This window comes from Streptomyces sp. NPDC044033, from assembly GCF_056434425.1.
In genome coordinates, this window is record NZ_JBWKFF010000014.1 from 210,846 (window position 1) to 226,950 (window position 16,105).

Annotated in this window: 12 protein-coding genes and 2 tRNA genes; 8 read left to right on the forward strand and 6 right to left on the reverse strand. The window is 70.8% G+C overall.

Annotated features, from left to right (window positions below; all coding sequences use genetic code 11):
* Window positions 1-51: 51 nt before the first annotated feature.
* From AC07AB_RS24625 to AC07AB_RS24645, 5 genes are all read left to right on the forward strand, one after another.
* Window positions 52-1,224, forward strand: coding sequence for a PAS domain-containing sensor histidine kinase (locus tag AC07AB_RS24625; protein ID WP_478570501.1), 1,173 nt, complete (start codon window positions 52-54; stop codon window positions 1,222-1,224).
* On the forward strand, window positions 1,221-1,946 hold the full coding sequence (locus AC07AB_RS24630) for a response regulator transcription factor (RefSeq protein WP_478570503.1): 726 nt from the start codon (window positions 1,221-1,223) through the stop codon (window positions 1,944-1,946). The genes AC07AB_RS24625 and AC07AB_RS24630 overlap by 4 nt, the downstream gene beginning before the upstream one ends.
* Before the next feature lie 136 nt (window positions 1,947-2,082).
* Entirely contained in the window at window positions 2,083-3,231 is a 1,149-nt protein-coding gene (wecB, locus tag AC07AB_RS24635) for a non-hydrolyzing UDP-N-acetylglucosamine 2-epimerase (protein ID WP_478570505.1), read from the forward strand.
* A gap of 13 nt (window positions 3,232-3,244) precedes the next feature.
* Window positions 3,245-4,618 carry a glycosyltransferase gene (locus AC07AB_RS24640; RefSeq protein WP_478570508.1) on the forward strand — a complete coding sequence of 458 codons (1,374 nt, stop codon included), beginning with the start codon at window positions 3,245-3,247 and terminating at the stop codon, window positions 4,616-4,618.
* 124 nt (window positions 4,619-4,742) lie between these two features.
* Window positions 4,743-5,954: a hypothetical protein gene (locus tag AC07AB_RS24645; RefSeq protein ID WP_478570511.1), complete on the forward strand. Its 1,212-nt coding sequence runs from the start codon at window positions 4,743-4,745 to the stop codon at window positions 5,952-5,954.
* Window positions 5,955-6,215: 261 nt separating this feature from the next.
* Here the strand turns inward: AC07AB_RS24645 and AC07AB_RS24650 are convergent, their stop codons facing one another.
* A complete protein-coding gene (locus tag AC07AB_RS24650) occupies window positions 6,216-8,849 on the reverse strand; it encodes a valine--tRNA ligase (RefSeq protein ID WP_478570513.1) in 2,634 nt (877 codons plus the stop codon).
* Window positions 8,850-8,968: 119 nt separating this feature from the next.
* Between AC07AB_RS24650 and AC07AB_RS24655 the strand changes: the two genes are divergently transcribed.
* Window positions 8,969-10,024: a hypothetical protein gene (locus AC07AB_RS24655; protein ID WP_478570516.1), complete on the forward strand. Its 1,056-nt coding sequence runs from the start codon at window positions 8,969-8,971 to the stop codon at window positions 10,022-10,024.
* Window positions 10,025-10,054: 30 nt separating this feature from the next.
* Window positions 10,055-10,969, forward strand: a complete 915-nt coding sequence (locus AC07AB_RS24660) for a hypothetical protein (RefSeq protein WP_478570518.1) — start codon at window positions 10,055-10,057, stop codon at window positions 10,967-10,969.
* 72 nt (window positions 10,970-11,041) lie between these two features.
* Here AC07AB_RS24660 and clpX read toward each other — a convergent pair whose 3' ends face one another.
* From clpX to AC07AB_RS24685, 5 genes are all read right to left on the reverse strand, one after another.
* Window positions 11,042-12,328 carry an ATP-dependent Clp protease ATP-binding subunit ClpX gene (gene clpX / locus AC07AB_RS24665; protein WP_363131806.1) on the reverse strand — a complete coding sequence of 429 codons (1,287 nt, stop codon included), beginning with the start codon at window positions 12,326-12,328 and terminating at the stop codon, window positions 11,042-11,044.
* Window positions 12,329-12,466: 138 nt separating this feature from the next.
* On the reverse strand, window positions 12,467-13,132 hold the full coding sequence (locus AC07AB_RS24670) for an ATP-dependent Clp protease proteolytic subunit (protein WP_478570593.1): 666 nt from the start codon (window positions 13,130-13,132) through the stop codon (window positions 12,467-12,469).
* Between the two features lie 52 nt (window positions 13,133-13,184).
* Window positions 13,185-13,799, reverse strand: a complete 615-nt coding sequence (locus tag AC07AB_RS24675) for an ATP-dependent Clp protease proteolytic subunit (protein ID WP_478570520.1) — start codon at window positions 13,797-13,799, stop codon at window positions 13,185-13,187.
* Window positions 13,800-14,083: 284 nt separating this feature from the next.
* Window positions 14,084-15,478, reverse strand: a complete 1,395-nt coding sequence (gene tig, locus AC07AB_RS24680; protein ID WP_478570523.1) for a trigger factor — start codon at window positions 15,476-15,478, stop codon at window positions 14,084-14,086.
* Between the two features lie 149 nt (window positions 15,479-15,627).
* Window positions 15,628-15,704 (reverse strand) — tRNA-Pro (locus tag AC07AB_RS24685).
* Between the two features lie 180 nt (window positions 15,705-15,884).
* Between AC07AB_RS24685 and AC07AB_RS24690 the strand changes: the two genes are divergently transcribed.
* A tRNA-Gly gene (locus tag AC07AB_RS24690) sits at window positions 15,885-15,958 on the forward strand.
* Window positions 15,959-16,105: the final 147 nt, after the last annotated feature.

A 16,105-nucleotide genomic window follows, 5' to 3' on the forward strand; every position in this document is an offset into this window, starting at 1 on the left:
GGTTCCGCACGTCCATGAGAGACGGGTGAGAAAGGGAGGCGGGTGAGGGCCATGGCGTCAGGGGACGGGGACCGGCTTCAGGCGGTCATGGAGGCCCTGCCGGAAGCGGCGGTCTTCCAGGGGCTCGGCAGCGCGGTCGTCGCGGTCAACCGGCGGTTCGTCGACATATTCGGGCTGGCCGGGATCGACACCGCCCCCGGCGCCGCGCTGGAGCCCATCGTCGAGGCCGTGCTCGCCGCGTACGCCGACCCGCCGGACTGGGCCGTGGGGTCCGCCATCGCCACCGGCGCCTTCCGTGTGTCGCGGTCCGCCGAGATCCCGCTCGTCGACGGCCGGACCATCCTGCGGACGGTCGAGCCGCTGCGGCTGCGCGGCCAGCTGCTCGGCTCGCTGTGGACCGCCCGGGACATCACCGAGCACAAGCGCGCCGAGCGCGACCTGGAGCGGGACAACCGGGCCCTCACCGAGCTGGCCCGGCGGCGCAACCGGTTCATGGCGTCCGCCTCTCACGAGCTGCGCACCCCGCTGGCGTCCATCATCAGCTTCTGCGAGCTGCTGACGGACCCGGCCGCCGGGCGGCTCAGCGACGACCAGCGCACGTTCCTGGACGCGATCCACCGCAACGCCGAGCGGATACGGGGGGTGATCAGCGACCTGCTGGCGGCCACCACGACCCGTTCGGCACAGCTGGAGCTGGAGTTCGGCGAGGTGCGCGTCGCGCGGATGCTGGAGAACGCCGTACGGGACCACCTGGCCGCGGCGGTGGCGGCGGGCGTCTTCCTCAGCCTGGACTGCGCGGCGGGGCCGCCGCTGCGCGGGGACGAGCACCGGCTCCAGCAGGTGCTCGGCAACCTCCTGGAGAACGCCGTGAAGTTCACCCCGCGCGGCGGGAGCGTCGCGGTGACGGCCGCGCCCCGCGACGGGCACTGGGAGATCGAGGTCGCGGACACCGGCATCGGGGTCCCCGAGGGGTTCCGGGAGGAGATCTTCCAGGGGTTCGTACGGGCCCCCAACGCCCGCGGCGGCCACTACCCCGGCACGGGGCTCGGCCTCGCGGTGAGCCGCGACACGGTCCAGCTGCACGGCGGGACCATCAGCGTCGCGGGCGGGGAAGCCCGGGAGGGTGCAGAGGGCCGGGAGGGCACAGCGGGCCGGGAGGGCTCCGGCGCGGTCTTCCGCGTCCGGCTGCCGCTGCCGGCGCCCGACGCCCAGGCCCCGTCGTGACGCGCGTGCTCGTCGTCGAGGACGACCCCGATCTCGCGCTCGCGCTGCGGGTGCTGCTCAACCGCTCCGGGTACGAGGTGGTGCACGCCGGCGACGGGCGGGAGGGGCTGCGGCGGCTCTTCGCCGACCGGCCCTCGCTCATGGTGCTCGACATCAACCTGCCGCTGCTCGACGGCTGGGAGGTGCTGGAGCGCACCCGCGACATGGCCGATCTGCCCATCCTGCTGCTCACGGCGCGCGGCGCCGAGTCGGACCGGGTGCGCGGGCTGCGGGCCGGGGCGGACGACTATCTGCCCAAGCCGTTCGGGAACGAGGAGTTCCTGGCGCGCGTCGAGGCGCTGCTCCGGCGGGCCGGCCCCACCCAGTGGGCGACCGCCGAGGCCGCCCAGGGGCTGCAGCTGGTGCCCGAGCGGCGCTCGGCGATCTGGCAGGGGCACGAGGTGCGGCTGAGCGGCATCGAGTACCGGCTGCTCCAGGTGCTGGTCCGCAACCGGGGCCGGGTCGTCACCACCGAGCAGTTGCTGACCCGGGTGTGGGACGACCCGGAGGGGGTGGGCACGGAGCGGGTGAAGTTCGCGGTGCTGCGGGTGCGCCGCAAGCTGCGGCAGGCCGCCGGTGCCGAGATCGGCGATCCGCTGGAGTCCGTACGCGGGATGGGATACCGCTGCCACGTGCCCGGGGCGGGCCCTGCTGCCCGGGGCGGGGAGGACCCTGGCCCCTGACCTGATCGGGTCAAAGGTCCCGTATTTTCTCTTTTCGGACAACAGCAACCAAAGGACAACGGAACGCCACCCGGACGGGCAACCGTCGGCCCACACACTCACGTGCTGTAGCCGCCTGCCAGCTCCTGGAGTCCCCGTGTCCGTCGCCCTTCCGCCGCGCTCCGTCGCCGTCGTCCTCGGCACCCGCCCCGAGCTCGTGAAGCTCACCGACCTCGTCCGCCTCCTCGGCCCCGCCGCCCACCTCGTGCACACCGGCCAGCACTACGACGAGGAGCTCTCCGGACGCTTCCTCACCGAGCTCGGCCTGCCCGAGCCGACCTTCCTGACCGGCGTCGGCGGCCGCTCCCGCGCCGTGCAGCTGTCCGCCGCCCTGGCCCAGCTCGACGAACTCTTCACCGAGCGGCCCCCGCTCGCCGTCGTCGTCCAGGGCGACACCAACGCCGCCCTCTCCGGAGCGCTGGCCGCCAACGCCCACGGCATCCCGCTCCTGCACGTCGAGGCCGGGCTGCGCAGCCACGACCGGAACATGCCCGAGGAGCACAACCGCGTCGTCATCGACCGCCTCGCCGACGTGCTGTGCGCGGCCACCGCGGAGAACCGCCGCAACCTGCTCGCCGAGGGCATCGCCGACCACCGGATCGCCGTCACCGGCAACACCGTCGTCGAGGCCGTCCGCGGCCAGCTGCCCGCGGACGCCGAGCGCGCCGCGCTCCTCGCACGGCACGGGCTGACCGCCGACGGCTACGTCCTCGCGACCGTCCACCGCCCCGAGAACACCGACTCCCCCGATGCCCTGCGCGCCATCCTCACCGAGCTGGCCGGCCTCGCCGAGCGGACCCCCGTCGTGCTGCCGCTCCACCCCCGCACCCGGGCCCGTATCGAGGCCGCCGGGCTGGAGGGGCTCCTCGCCGGGCTGACCGTGTGCCGCCCCCTCGGGTACGGCGAGTTCCTGGCCCTCGCCCGGCACGCCGCGCTGCTGGTCTCCGACTCCGGCGGCATCCAGGAGGAGTGCACCGTCCTCGGCCGCCCGCTGGTCGTGGTGCGCCGCTCCACCGAGCGCCCCGAGGCCATGGCCGACTTCGCCGATCTGGTCGAGCCCGGCCCGCGCCTCGGCGTCCTCGCCCGCCGCCGCCTCGCCGAGGGCCCGTACGGGCTGCGCCGGCTGGCCGCGCTCCCCAGCCCGTTCGGGGACGGCCTCGCCTCCGAGCGGATCACCGCGCTGCTCACCGAGATCACCACCCCCGCGGCCGAACCGGCCACCGCCCCGCTCGCCACCGCGGCCTGACCCCGGAGACCCCGTGCCGACCCACACCCTGCTGCTCTGCTTCCCCTTCTTCCTGCTGCTCTGCTTCCTCCTCTACTGGGCGGGCGCGCGCTACGCCTACCTGCGCCGGCCCGCCGCCGAGAGCGGCGACGCCACCGCCTTCGACTGGCACTTCTTCGTGCCGTGCCGGGACGAGGAGCCCGTCGTCGGCACCACCGTCGCCCGGCTCCGCGCCGACTTCCCGCGGGCACATGTCTGGGTCATCGACGACGACAGCGACGACGGCACCGGCGCGATCGTCGAGGAGCTCGCCGCCGAGGACGGCCAGGTGCACCTCGTACGGCGCCGCCGCCCCGACGCCCGCAAGGGCAAGGGCGCGGCCCTCAACGCCGCGTACGACGCGCTCAACCGCCACCTCGCCGACTTCGACGGCACGGCCCGCGACCGCGTCGTGGTGTGCGTCATCGACGCCGACGGGCAGCTCGACCCGCGCGCCCTCACCCGCGTCAGCGGCCCGACCGGCTTCGGGGACCCCGAGATCGGCGGCGTGCAGGTCAGCGTCCGGATGCGGAACGTCGAGGAGCGCTCCCCCATGCCCGGCCGCGGCCGGGTCCGCAACGCCGCCGCCCGGCTGCTCGTCCGCATGCAGGACATGGAGTTCTCCGTCTCCAACGCGGGGATGCAGCTGCTGCGCACCCGCACCGGCTCCGTCGGCCTCGGCGGCAACGGCCAGTTCACCCGGCTGACCGCGCTCGACCGGATCGCCCAGGCGGAGCGCCGCCCGTGGCAGCGGGGCGCGCTGCTGGAGGACTACGAACTGGGCCTGCACATGATCCTGGGCGGCTACCGCGTCACGCACATCGCCGAGACCTGGGTCTCCCAGGAGGGCCTGCCGCTCGCCCGCCGCCACCTCACCCAGCGCACCCGCTGGGCCCAGGGCAACCTCCAGTGCGTGCGCTACGCGCCGCGCATCGTCTCCTCCCGGCACTACAGCGGCCGGGGCGTGCTGGAGACCCTCTACACCTTCTTCCAGCCCGTCGCGCACCTGGCCACGCTGGTGCTCACCGCCGTCATGCTCGCCTTCCTCGGTCTCGCCGCCGCCGACGAGGGCGTGGGCACGGTCCTGGGCCGCGTCCTCGCGCTCTGGCCCCTGCTGATCGCCCTGACCGCGGTCTCCGTGCTGCCGTTCGTCCTGTGGGGGCCCGTCTACCGCCGGGACCGCGCGCCCGGCCGCTCCCTGCTGGTCTCCCTGGTGTGGGGGCTGGCGCTGTGGCTGTACGCGTACCATCTCTTCCCTGCGTCCGCGCGGGCCTTCGTCCGTATGCTGCGGGGCCGCAACGGCTGGGCGAAGACCCGCCGCAACGCGGAGCGGACGCTGACCGGCGGGCCGGTCGCCGTGGAGAGCTGAGCGGCCGTGTCCTCCGGCTGAGAGCCGGGGCCCCGCCCCCGGGCAACCTTTGAACCGGCTGTGGCATCTTCTACGGCGGGCTTTGCGCCGGGAAGAGCCGCCGGCGGGGATACGGGAGTTGAGCGTGCCGGCAATCAGTCAGCGGATGCACTTGATGCTGCTCACCGGGTGGGCCGCGCTGTGGTTCGCCGTGGTGGAGCCGAACGGCGGCTTCTCCTGGCACTATCTGCGGGCCGGCGGCGAGCTGATCTACCAGGGCGCGGCCGGCGGCGGCGACGGCGGGCTGAACCTGTACGCGCACCACCCCGAACTCCAGATGGGCCCCATCAGCTTCCTGGTGGCCGGGCTGTTCAACCCGTTCTCCGAGCACACCGGGCAGTTCCTGGCCGCGCTGGTCATGTCGGTGCTCGGCCTGGTGATCGTGGTACTCGCCGGGCGCAGCGCCGCCACCTACTTCCTCGGCACCGGCACCAACCACCAGCGGCTGCGCCAGCGCGTCCTCATCGCGGGGCTGGCCTTCATCCCCATGTGGATCGAGGTCTCGGTCCGCTTCGGCCACCTCGACGACGTACTCGCGCTCTTCTTCACAGCGCTGGCCGTACGGTCCATCACGCGCGGCAACGCGATGACGACCGGCATCTTCCTGGCCCTGGCGATGGACTCGAAACCGACCGCGCTGGCCTTCCTGCCGCTGCTCCTGGCGCTCCCGAGAGGGCAGTGGCTGCGGGCGGGGATGTGGTGCGCGGGCCTGGTCGCCGTGGCGTGGCTGCCGTTCTTCATCATGGACCCGCACTCCTTCGCCGCCGCGAAGTTCGCCATCCCCAACCATCCCGCGTCGGCGCTGCGCTGGCTGGGCGTCGGCGATCCGGAGACACCCGGCTGGGACCGCCCCGCGCAGGCCGCGCTGGGGCTGATCCTGGGCTGCATAGCGGTCTGGCGCGGCCGCTGGGCGGCGGTCGTGCTGCTGGGCGCCAACGCCCGTATCGCCCTCGACCCGAGCGTCTACACCTACTACACGGCGTCCGTGCTGCTGGGCACCCTGCTGTGGGACGTGGTGGGCCAGCGCCGCCTGGTCCCGTGGTGGAGCTGGCTCGCGCTGATCACCCTGTACGGCAGCGTCTTCGTGGTGCACGACGACTCGGTCAAGGGGCTGATACGGCTCGCGTTCGTGGCCGTGTCGACCGCGTACGTCCTGCTGTGGCCGGTGCGGGAGAGGCAGCGCCAGCGCCCGGGCCGCCGCGGCCCCCACCTCCGCGGAAGGTACGAGGGCCCCGCGGAGGCGGCGTGGAAGGCGGGCCTCACTCCGGAGCACCCACGGGGCGACGGGACCGGCTGAGCCGGTCCGGGCGGCGGGGGCCCGGCCGGACGAGCCGACCGGGCGAAGACTCAGGCGCCCCGACCCCGGCGGGAGCCGGGGCGAACCGGAGCGGCGGGGGCGCGTACGAGCCGACCGGGCAAGGGCCAGGGCGGCCCACCCCAGCAGACGCTGGGCGAGCCGACCCGGCAGAGGCCCGGACCCCCGGACCCGGCAGAGGCCGGGGCCCCCGGGCCCGGCAGAGGCCGGGGCCCCCGCAGAGGCCCGAGCCCTTCGGCAGGCTCAGCCCTGCGGCAGAGCGGCCAGCTGCGCGGAGATCCGCTCGATGTCCTCGTCGGCCTTGGCCAGCCGCGTACGGATCTTCTCGACGACCTGATCGGGCGCCTTGGCCAGGAACGCCTCGTTGCCGAGCTTCCCCGTGGCCTGCGCCTTCTCCTTCTCCGCCGCCGCGAGGTCCTTCGTCAGCCGCTTGCGCTCCGCCTCGACGTCGATCGTGCCGGACAGGTCCAGGGCCACGCTCGCGCCCGCGACCGGCAGTGAGGCGGTGGCGGCGAAGCCTTCGCCCGCGGGCTGGAGGCGCAGCAGCGAACGCATCGCCGCCTCGTGCTCGACGAGCGCCGTGCCGGCCAGCTCCAGCCGCGCCGGGACCTTCTGCCCCGGCTGGAGGCCCTGGTCGGCGCGGAAGCGGCGGACCTCCGTGACGACCTGCTGGACGAGCGCGATCTCCCGCTCGGCCGCCGGGTCCCGGAAGCCGGAGTCGGCGGGCCAGTCGGCGACGACGACGGACTCGCGCCCGGTCAGCGCCGTCCACAGCGACTCGGTGACGAACGGGACGATCGGGTGCAGCAGCCGCAGCGTGACGTCCAGCACCTCGCCCAGGACGCGGCGCGAGGCGTCGGCCTCCGGGCCGCCGGCCTGGAAGGTGGTCTTGGACATCTCGACGTACCAGTCGAAGACCTCGTCCCACGCGAAGTGGAAGAGCGAGTCCGAGAGCTTCGCGAACTGGTAGTCGTCGTAGTAGGCGTCCACCTCGGCGACGATGGTGCCCAGCCGGGAGAGGATCCACCGGTCCGGCGCCGACAGCTGCTCGGCGGGCGGCAGGTCGCCCTCGACCGTCGCGCCGTTCATCAGCGCGAACCGCGTGGCGTTCCAGATCTTGTTGGCGAAGTTGCGGGACCCCTGGACCCAGTCCTCGCCGATCGGCACGTCCGTGCCCGGGTTGGCGCCGCGGGCCAGCGTGAAGCGGACGGCGTCGGAGCCGTACTTGTCCATCCAGTCCAGCGGGTCGACGGCGTTGCCGAAGGACTTCGACATCTTCTTGCCGCGCTCGTCGCGGACCATGCCGTGCAGCACGATGGTGCGGAACGGCGGGGTGCCGTCCATCGCGTACAGCCCGAACATCATCATCCGCACGACCCAGAAGAACAGGATGTCGTAGCCGGTGACCAGGACCGAGTTCGGGTAGAACTTCTCGACGCTCTCGGTCTTCTCGGGCCAGCCGAGGGTGGAGAACGGCCACAGCCCGGAGGAGAACCAGGTGTCCAGGACGTCGGTCTCCTGGTGCCAGCCCTCGCCGGCCGGCGGCTCCTCGCCGGGGCCGACGCAGACCATCTCGCCGTTCGGCCCGTACCAGACGGGGATGCGGTGGCCCCACCACAGCTGCCGGGAGATGCACCAGTCGTGGAGGTTGTCGACCCAGCCGAAGTAGCGGGACTCCATCTCCTGCGGGTGGATCTTCACCTCGCCGTCGCGGACGGACTTGCTCGCGGCCTCGGCGAGCGGGCCGACCTTGACCCACCACTGCATGGACAGCCGCGGCTCGATGGTCGTCTTGCAGCGTGAGCAGTGGCCGACCGAGTGCGTGTACGGGCGCTTCTCGGCGACGATCCGGCCCTCGGCGCGCAGCGCGCCGACGATGGCGCTGCGGGCCTCGAAGCGGTCCAGGCCCTCGAAGGGGCCGGGAGCGGTGATCACGCCGCGCTCGTCGAGGACGGCGAGGTTCGGCAGGTCGTGCCGGCGGCCGATCTCGAAGTCGTTGGGGTCGTGGGCCGGGGTGACCTTGACGGCGCCCGTGCCGAACTCCGGGTCGACGTGCTCGTCGGCGACGATCGGGATGCAGCGGCCGGTGAGCGGCAGCTCGATCTCGGTGCCGACCAGGTGGCGGTAGCGGTCGTCGTCGGGGTGGACGGCGACCGCGGTGTCGCCGAGCATCGTCTCGGCGCGGGTCGTCGCGACGACGATGGCGTCCTCGCCCTCGCCGTAGCGGATGGAGACCAGCTCGCCGTCGTCGTCCTGGTACTCGACCTCGATGTCGGAGATCGCGGTCAGACAGCGCGGGCACCAGTTGATGATGCGCTCGGCGCGGTAGATCAGCTCGTCGTCGTAGAGCCGCTTGAAGATGGTCTGGACGGCCATGGAGAGGCCCTCGTCCATCGTGAAGCGCTCGCGCGACCAGGCGACGCCGTCGCCGAGCCGCTTCATCTGCCCGGAGATCTGGCCGCCGGACTCGTCCTTCCACTGCCAGACGCGCTCGACGAACGCCTCGCGCCCCAGGTCGTGCCGGGACTTGCCCTCCTTGGCGAGCTCGCGCTCCACGACGTTCTGGGTGGCGATGCCGGCGTGGTCCATGCCGGGCTGCCACAGCGTCTCGAAGCCCTGCATCCGCTTGCGGCGGGTGAGGGCGTCGATCAGCGTGTGCTCGAAGGCGTGGCCCAGGTGGAGGGAGCCGGTGACGTTGGGCGGCGGGATGACGACCGTGTAGGGCGGCTTGTCGCTCTTCGCGTCCGCTTCGAAGTAACCGCGTTCTACCCAGCGCTCGTACAGCTTCCCCTCTACATCGGCCGGCGCGTACTGGGTCGGCAGTTCAGGGGTGCTGTTCGGCCCGCTGTCGGGGCTCTGCTGAGTGTTGTCGGTCACGGGGCAATTCTACGGGTCGCGGGTCCGCCGTTACGAACCAGTTACTGCCCCGCGGTAAAGGCGGTGTAAGCCGTCGGAGAGGATGAGGCCCATCTTTCGGTGTATGGATGAGAGGCACGATGAGCGAAAACCAGCCGGGACCGTACGGTCAGCCCCAGCAGCCGGGCCCGTACGGTAATGGGGGATCGGCCGGACAGCCCGGATACGGGTATCCGCAGCAAGGGCAGCCGCAGCAGCCGAACCCGTACGCCCAGCCCCCGCAGCCGGGCCCGTACGGACAGCAGCCGCCGCCCCCGCCGTACGGCCAGCCCCAGCAGCCGAACCCGTACGGCCAGCCGCAATACGGGCAGCAGCCCCCGTACGGCCCTCCCGGCATGCCGGGCCCGTACCAGCAGCCTCCGGGCGGCGGCAAGAACAAAGGCAAGGCGATAGCCATAGCCGTCGGCGCGGTCGTCGTGGTGGCGGCCATCGTCGGCGGCATCGTCCTGCTCAACGGCGGTGACGACGACAAGGGCGGCAGCGAGGCGAAGGGCAAGGGCGGCGACAAGGGCAGCGGCTCCAGCTCCGGCCCGAGCTCCGATTCCGATTCCGACGGCTCCAAGCCGCTCGGCTCGGACGGCGGCAAGACGTACAAGCTGGCGACCCCGGCGACGATCGTCGGCGGCTACGAGCGGCAGGGCGCCGGCCAGGACGAGAGCGATATGTCGCCGAGTCAGCGCGCGGCGCAGAAGAACCGGATCCCGGGAATGACCGACAGCCATCCGGTGGCCGCCGAGTACCAGCGCGGCACCACGGACAAGGTGACGTTCAACGGCCAGTACGGGAAGGTCAGCAACCCGGAAGCCGCCGTCGACTACACCTTCATGCTGGAGGAGAAGAACACGAAGGACGCGAAGGGCTCCAACGGCGTGAATTTCACGCCGCAGGGCAGCCCGGAGAAGTTCACCCCGGACGGCGCCGACAGTGCTGTCATGAAGTGCCAGGCGTACAAGCTCAGCAAGGCGACGAGCACGAAGACGGTGACGCTCCCGATCTGCGTCTGGGCTGACTCCAGCACGATCGGCGAGGTCATCCTCGCCGACCAGGTGAGCGGCCTGAACGGCGGCAAGCCGCTCGAAGACGTCGCCGAGCTCGCCGCCAAGTTCCGCACCGACGCCCGCGTCGAGATCAACTGACCGCCGGCACCAGCCCTGAGGGGGAATCAGATGAGCTTCAACCAGCCGCCGCCGCAGCAACCCGGTCCGTACGGGGGTGGGCAGCCCAATCCGTACGGGGGCGGCCAGCAGCCCCCTCAGCAGCCGAACCCCTATGCGCAGCAGCCGGGTTACGGCTACCCGCCGCAGGACGGCGCGCCGCCGCCCCCGCCGCAGCAGCCGGGGCCCTACGGGCAGCCGCCGCAGCAGCAGCCTTACGGACAGCCGCAGTACGGGCAGCAGCCGCCCTACGGTCAGCCCCCGTACGGGCAGCAGCCCCCGTACGGCCAGCCGCCGTTCCCGCCGCCCCCGCCGGCGCGCAACAAGAACAAGCTGATCGCCATGATCGCGATCGGGGCCGTCGTGGTCGTCGGCGGCGGCGTGGCGGCGGCCGTCCTGCTGAGCGGCGGTGACAGCGGCGGCGGTCAGGCGATGAAGCTCGTCACGCCGCAGACGCTGGACGGCGGCGCGTACAAGCTGGCCTCCGACACGGATGCGCTCAAGCAGGAGGGCAAGAGCGTTCAGGGCAGCATGCCCAAGGGCGCGACGTCCGTCCTCGCCAAGTACCAGGGCGCCGAGAACCCCATGTCCGCCCTGTCGTTCTCCGGCGCGTACGGCACCATCGGCGATCCCGAGAAGGTCAAGGACGGGATGTTCAAGGGCTTCGAGGGCGGGATCATGAGCGCGACCGTGGTGCAGGAGCGGCAGAAGTTCACGCCGAACGGCTCGGACGGCCCGACCATCGAGTGCGAGGTCGTCAAGATCCAGAGCCGGATCTACGCCCCGGCCTGCACCTGGGCCGAGAAGTCGAACGCCGCGATGGTGCTGGCGGTCGACCCCAAGAACGTCAGCGAGGACTCCGTGGACATCAAGGCGTTCGCGAAGACCACCGCGAGCATCTACAAGGACACACGCAAGCCCGCCTGACGGTCCGCCAACAGCGAAGGGGCGCCCGGTCGTCGACCGGGCGCCCCTTTCGGCTTCAGCTGTGCGAGAGCGCTACGCGCTCTTCTCGTGCCGCTCGTCCTTGCCGATGATGCGCGGCTCGCGCGGCACCAGCGTGGGGTTCACGTTGGAGTGCACGACCTCTTCGGTGATGACGACGCGGGCCACGTCCTTGCGGGACGGCACCTCGTACATCACCGACTGGAGGACCTCCTCCATGATGGCGCGCAGGCCGCGCGCGCCGGTGCCGCGCAGGATCGCCTGGTCGGCGATGGCCTCCAGGGCCGGCCGATCGAACTCCAGCTCCACACCGTCGAGTTCAAACAGCCGTTGGTACTGCTTAATGAGGGCGTTACGCGGCTCGACGAGAATCTGGAGCAGCGCTTCGCGGTCGAGGTTGTGCACGGAGGTGATGACGGGCAGCCGGCCGATGAACTCGGGGATCATCCCGAACTTCACCAGGTCCTCCGGCATGACCTCCTGGAACTGGTCGCTGGCCTCGATCTCGCGCTTCGAGCGGATGGTGGCGCCGAAGCCGATGCCCTTGGCGCCCGCCCGCGACTCGATGATCTTCTCCAGACCGGCGAACGCGCCGCCCACGATGAAGAGCACGTTCGTGGTGTCGATCTGGATGAATTCCTGGTGCGGGTGCTTGCGGCCGCCCTGCGGCGGAACCGAGGCGGTGGTGCCCTCCAGGATCTTCAGCAGGGCCTGCTGGACGCCCTCGCCGGAGACATCGCGGGTGATCGACGGGTTCTCGCTCTTGCGGGCGACCTTGTCGATCTCGTCGATGTAGATGATGCCGGTCTCGGCCTTCTTGACGTCGTAGTCAGCGGCCTGGATCAGCTTGAGCAGGATGTTCTCGACGTCCTCGCCGACATAGCCGGCCTCCGTGAGCGCGGTCGCGTCGGCGATCGCGAACGGGACGTTGAGCATCCGTGCCAGGGTCTGCGCGAGCAGGGTCTTGCCGGAGCCGGTGGGTCCGAGCAGCAGGATGTTGGACTTGGACAGCTCGATGCCGTCGTCCCGGTTGCCCGCGTTCTCGCCCGCCTGAACCCGCTTGTAGTGGTTGTAGACCGCGACTGACAGTGCCTTCTTCGCCGGCTCCTGGCCGACGACGTAACCTTCGAGGAACTCGTAGATCTCGCGCGGCTTGGGAAGCTCCTCCCACCGCACCTCGGAGGTCTCAGCGAGCTCTTCCTCGATGATCTCGTTGCAGAGGTCGATGCACTCGTCGCAGATGTACACACCAGGACCCGCGATGAGCTTCTTCACCTGCTTCTGGCTCTTTCCGCAGAACGAGCACTTGAGCAGGTCGCCGCCGTCACCAATGCGTGCCACGAGGTGCTTCCCCTTCGCCTGGGATCCGCCCTGTTCTGCGGACCCGGGTGCTTGCCTATCGACGGTACCTTGCCGGGCCCCCCGTGCGGGCCCCCCTTGGACCGACTCGGTCCAAGGGGGATACCAGCGGCACAGCGATCAAACCGAAACGGAAGTCTTCCGCGTCGCGACGATCTGGTCGACCAGACCGTACGCGAGAGACTCCTCGGCCGTCAGGATCTTGTCGCGCTCGATGTCGTCGCGGATCTTCTCGATCGGCGTGGTCGAGTGCTTGGCCAGCAGATCTTCGAGCTGCGAACGCATCCGCAGGATCTCGTTGGCCGCGATCTCCAGGTCGGAGACCTGACCGCGACCGGTCTCGCTGTACGGCTGGTGGATCAGGATACGGGCGTTGGGCAGCGCCATCCGCTTGCCCGCCGTGCCCGCGGCCAGCAGCACGGCCGCCGCGGACGCCGCCTGGCCCATGCAGACCGTCTGGATGTCCGGCTTCACGAACTGCATCGTGTCGTAGATGGCGGTCAGCGCGGTGAACGAGCCGCCGGGCGAGTTGATGTAGATCGAGATGTCACGGTCCGGGTCCATCGACTCCAGGCACAGCAGCTGCGCCATGACGTCGTTGGCGGAGGCGTCGTCGATCTGGACGCCGAGGAAGATCACCCGCTCCTCGAAGAGCTTCGCGTACGGGTCGTACTCGCGCACACCCTGCGAGGTGCGCTCTACGAAGCGCGGAACGATATAGCGGGACTCCGCCGCGGGGCCGGTGTACAGGCCGCTGCCGGGGTTGCTGTTCATCTGCGTGTTCACCATCCTGGTGGCGTTCGGTGGGCTGGAGGTCGGCTGTGAGGCGTCCGGGTGCTCAGGCCCCGGTGCCGCCCCCGCCCGGAATGTTCGCCGCGGCCTGGTAGACGCCGTCGATCAGGCCGTACTCCTTGGCGTCCTCGGCTGAGAACCAGCGGTCGCGGTCGGAGTCGTGCGTGATCTGCTCGACGGTCTGGCCGGTGTGGAGGGCGGTGAGCTCCGCCATCCGCTTCTTGGTGTGCAGCAGCCGCTCGGCGTGGATCTTGATGTCCGAGGCGGAGCCCGCGAGACCCGCGGAGGGCTGGTGCATGAGGATCTCGGCGTTGGGCAGCGCGAACCGCTTGCCCGGGGTGCCCGCGCTCAGCAGGAACTGGCCCATCGAAGCGGCGAGGCCCATGGCGATGGTGACCACGTCGTTCTTGATGTACTGCATGGTGTCGTAGATCGCCATGCCGGCCGAGATCGAGCCGCCCGGGCTGTTGATGTAGAGGAAGATGTCCTTGTCCGGGTCCGCGGCAAGGAGGAGCAGCTGCGCCGTGATCTTGTTGGCGATGTCGTCGTCGACCGGCTGGCCGAGGAAGATGATTCGTTCCCCGAGCAGTCGGTTGTAGACCTGGTCGCCGAGGCCACCGAAGCTCGGCTCGCCGGCGGCGGAAGGCATCAGATTCGTCACGTATCCACCTGCTCGTTGTTCGACGGCCGCGTGCCGTCTCAGCGTCTCTTCTTCTCGGACGGGGGTCGGGCCGGTCACTCGATGCTCCGCGCCGCGCTTCCGTGGACTCCCCTGCCCGCGTATCTACGGACCCTAACGCGCTGGTCGGCGGCGGCCATCCCGCATCAGGAACTGTTCGCTCTGAGCGCAGGTTCCGGGGCCCCCACGGCACCGCCCTATACGTACGGGCCCGAACGCGCGAACACGTCCGGACCCGTACGTACGAGCTGTGGGGCGGGCTGGGCTCAGCCCTCGGACTTGGCCTCGGCCGCGGCGTCGGACTCCGTGGCGTCGGCGGCGGCCTCGACGGTCTCGGCCGTCTCGTCCTCCTCGTCGTCCAGGTCCACGGCCTCGCCGTTGCTGTCCTTGACCGTGGCGGCCTCGACGACGACCGCGAGGGCCTTGCCGCGGGCGACCTCGCCGACGAGCATCGGCACCTGGCCGCCCTCGACGACGGCCTGGGCGAACTGGTCGGGGCTCATGCCGGAGGACTGCGCACGGCGCATGAGGTGCTCGGTGAGCTCCTCCTGGCCGACGGACAGCTTCTCCTTGTTGACGAGCTCGTCCAGGATGAACTGGGTCTTGATGCCCTTCTCGGCCTGCTCCTTGGTCTCGGCGTCGAACTCTTCCTCGGTCTTGCCCTGGATCTCCAGGTACTTGGCGAGGTCGAGGCCCATCTGGCCGAGCTGGTGGTTCACCAGGTTGTGCTTGCGGGTCTCCATCTCGTCCGCGAGCAGCTTCTCGGGGATCGGCACCTCGGCGAGCTTCAGCAGCTCGTCGAGGACCTTCTCCTGAGCCTGGGTGGCCTGGTCGTACTTCTTCATCTGCTCAAGACGCTTGCGGCTGTCGGCGCGCAGCTCCTCAAGCGTGTCGAACTCGCTCGCCAACTGGGCGAAGTCGTCGTCGAGCTCGGGCAGTTCACGGGACTTGACGGCGGTGACGCCGACCTTGACCTCGGCCTCCTTGCCCTCGGCGCTGCCGCCCTTGAGCTCGGAGGCGAAGGTCGCGGAGCCGCCGGCCTCCAGGCCGGTGACGGCCTCGTCGATGCCGTCCAGCAGCTGGCCGGAGCCGATGGTGTAGTCGACGCCCTGCGCGACGCCGTCCTCCAGCACCTCACCGTCGACCTTGGCCTCCAGGTCGACGACGACGATGTCGCCCTCGGCCGCGGCGCGCTCGACCGGGGTGGTGGTGGCGAAGCGCTCGCGGAGCTGCTCGACCGACTGGTCGATGTCCTCCTCCGAGACCTCGACGGCGTCCACGGTGACCTCGATACCGGAGTAGTCCGGGATCTCGATGGCCGGGCGGATGTCCACCTCGGCGGTGAAGGCCAGCAGCTCGCCGTCCTTCAGCTCCGTGATGTCGACCTCGGGCTGGCCGAGGGGGTTGAGCTCACCCTCGTTGACCGCCTCGGTGTAGAACTTCGGGAGGGCGTCGTTGACGGCCTCCTCCAGCACCGCACCGCGGCCGAACCGCTGGTCGATGACGCGGGCCGGGATCTTGCCCTGACGGAAGCCCTTCACCGTGACCTGCTGGTTGATCTTCTTGTACGCCGCGTCGAGGCTGTCCTTGAGCTCCTCGAAGGGCACCTCAACAGTGAGCCGAACCCGAGTCGGGTTCAGGGTCTCCACGGCGCTCTTCACGGTTCGGTCTCCTTGGGGCTGACTTCTGGGGTTCTGCTGAGGTTCAGCGATACTGCTGGGTTCAGCTGATCGCGCCCGGGATAGAGACACACGGACGCGCAGCTTGCATAGTAACCGCAAGCGCCTGGACGCCCATAATGTGATCTTGCTGGTCGGGGTGGCCGGATTCGAACCGACGACCTTCCGCTCCCAAAGCGGACGCGCTACCAAGCTGCGCCACACCCCGTCGGTGCGACACGTAGGGTACATGCCCGCGGGGGTGCCGGACGCCACTTATCCGCGCGGGGACCGCGGCGGATCACCCCGGGCGCGGGGGTGTGATGCGAGGCCGGCCCCGGACCCGCTACGATGCACTGCGTGCCGCACGGTCTTACGCGACCGGCCCTGGAGGGTTGAAGCGGCGCTCGCGGGCGTAGCTCAATGGTAGAGCCCCAGTCTTCCAAACTGGCTACGCGGGTTCGATTCCCGTCGCCCGCTCCATACGGTCCCGGCCCGGCCCAGCGATACGTTCGCTGGACCGGGCCGGAGTCGTTCGCGGACGGGTTTACGGGCGGGCCCACGGGCAACGAGGACAGGGCGGGGCGGCGCGCTTCGGCCGGGGGGCGTGCGGGTGGCGTGAATTGCCGG

What these genes read in the sequence shown, in the direction of transcription:
- AC07AB_RS24625 (WP_478570501.1), top strand. Translation starts at nt 52, where the DNA reads ATGGCGTCAGGGGACGGGGACCGGCTTCAGGCGGTCATGGAGGCCCTG.
- AC07AB_RS24660 (WP_478570518.1), top strand. Translation starts at nt 10,055, where the DNA reads ATGAGCTTCAACCAGCCGCCGCCGCAGCAACCCGGTCCGTACGGGGGT.
- AC07AB_RS24655 (WP_478570516.1), top strand. Translation starts at nt 8,969, where the DNA reads ATGAGCGAAAACCAGCCGGGACCGTACGGTCAGCCCCAGCAGCCGGGC.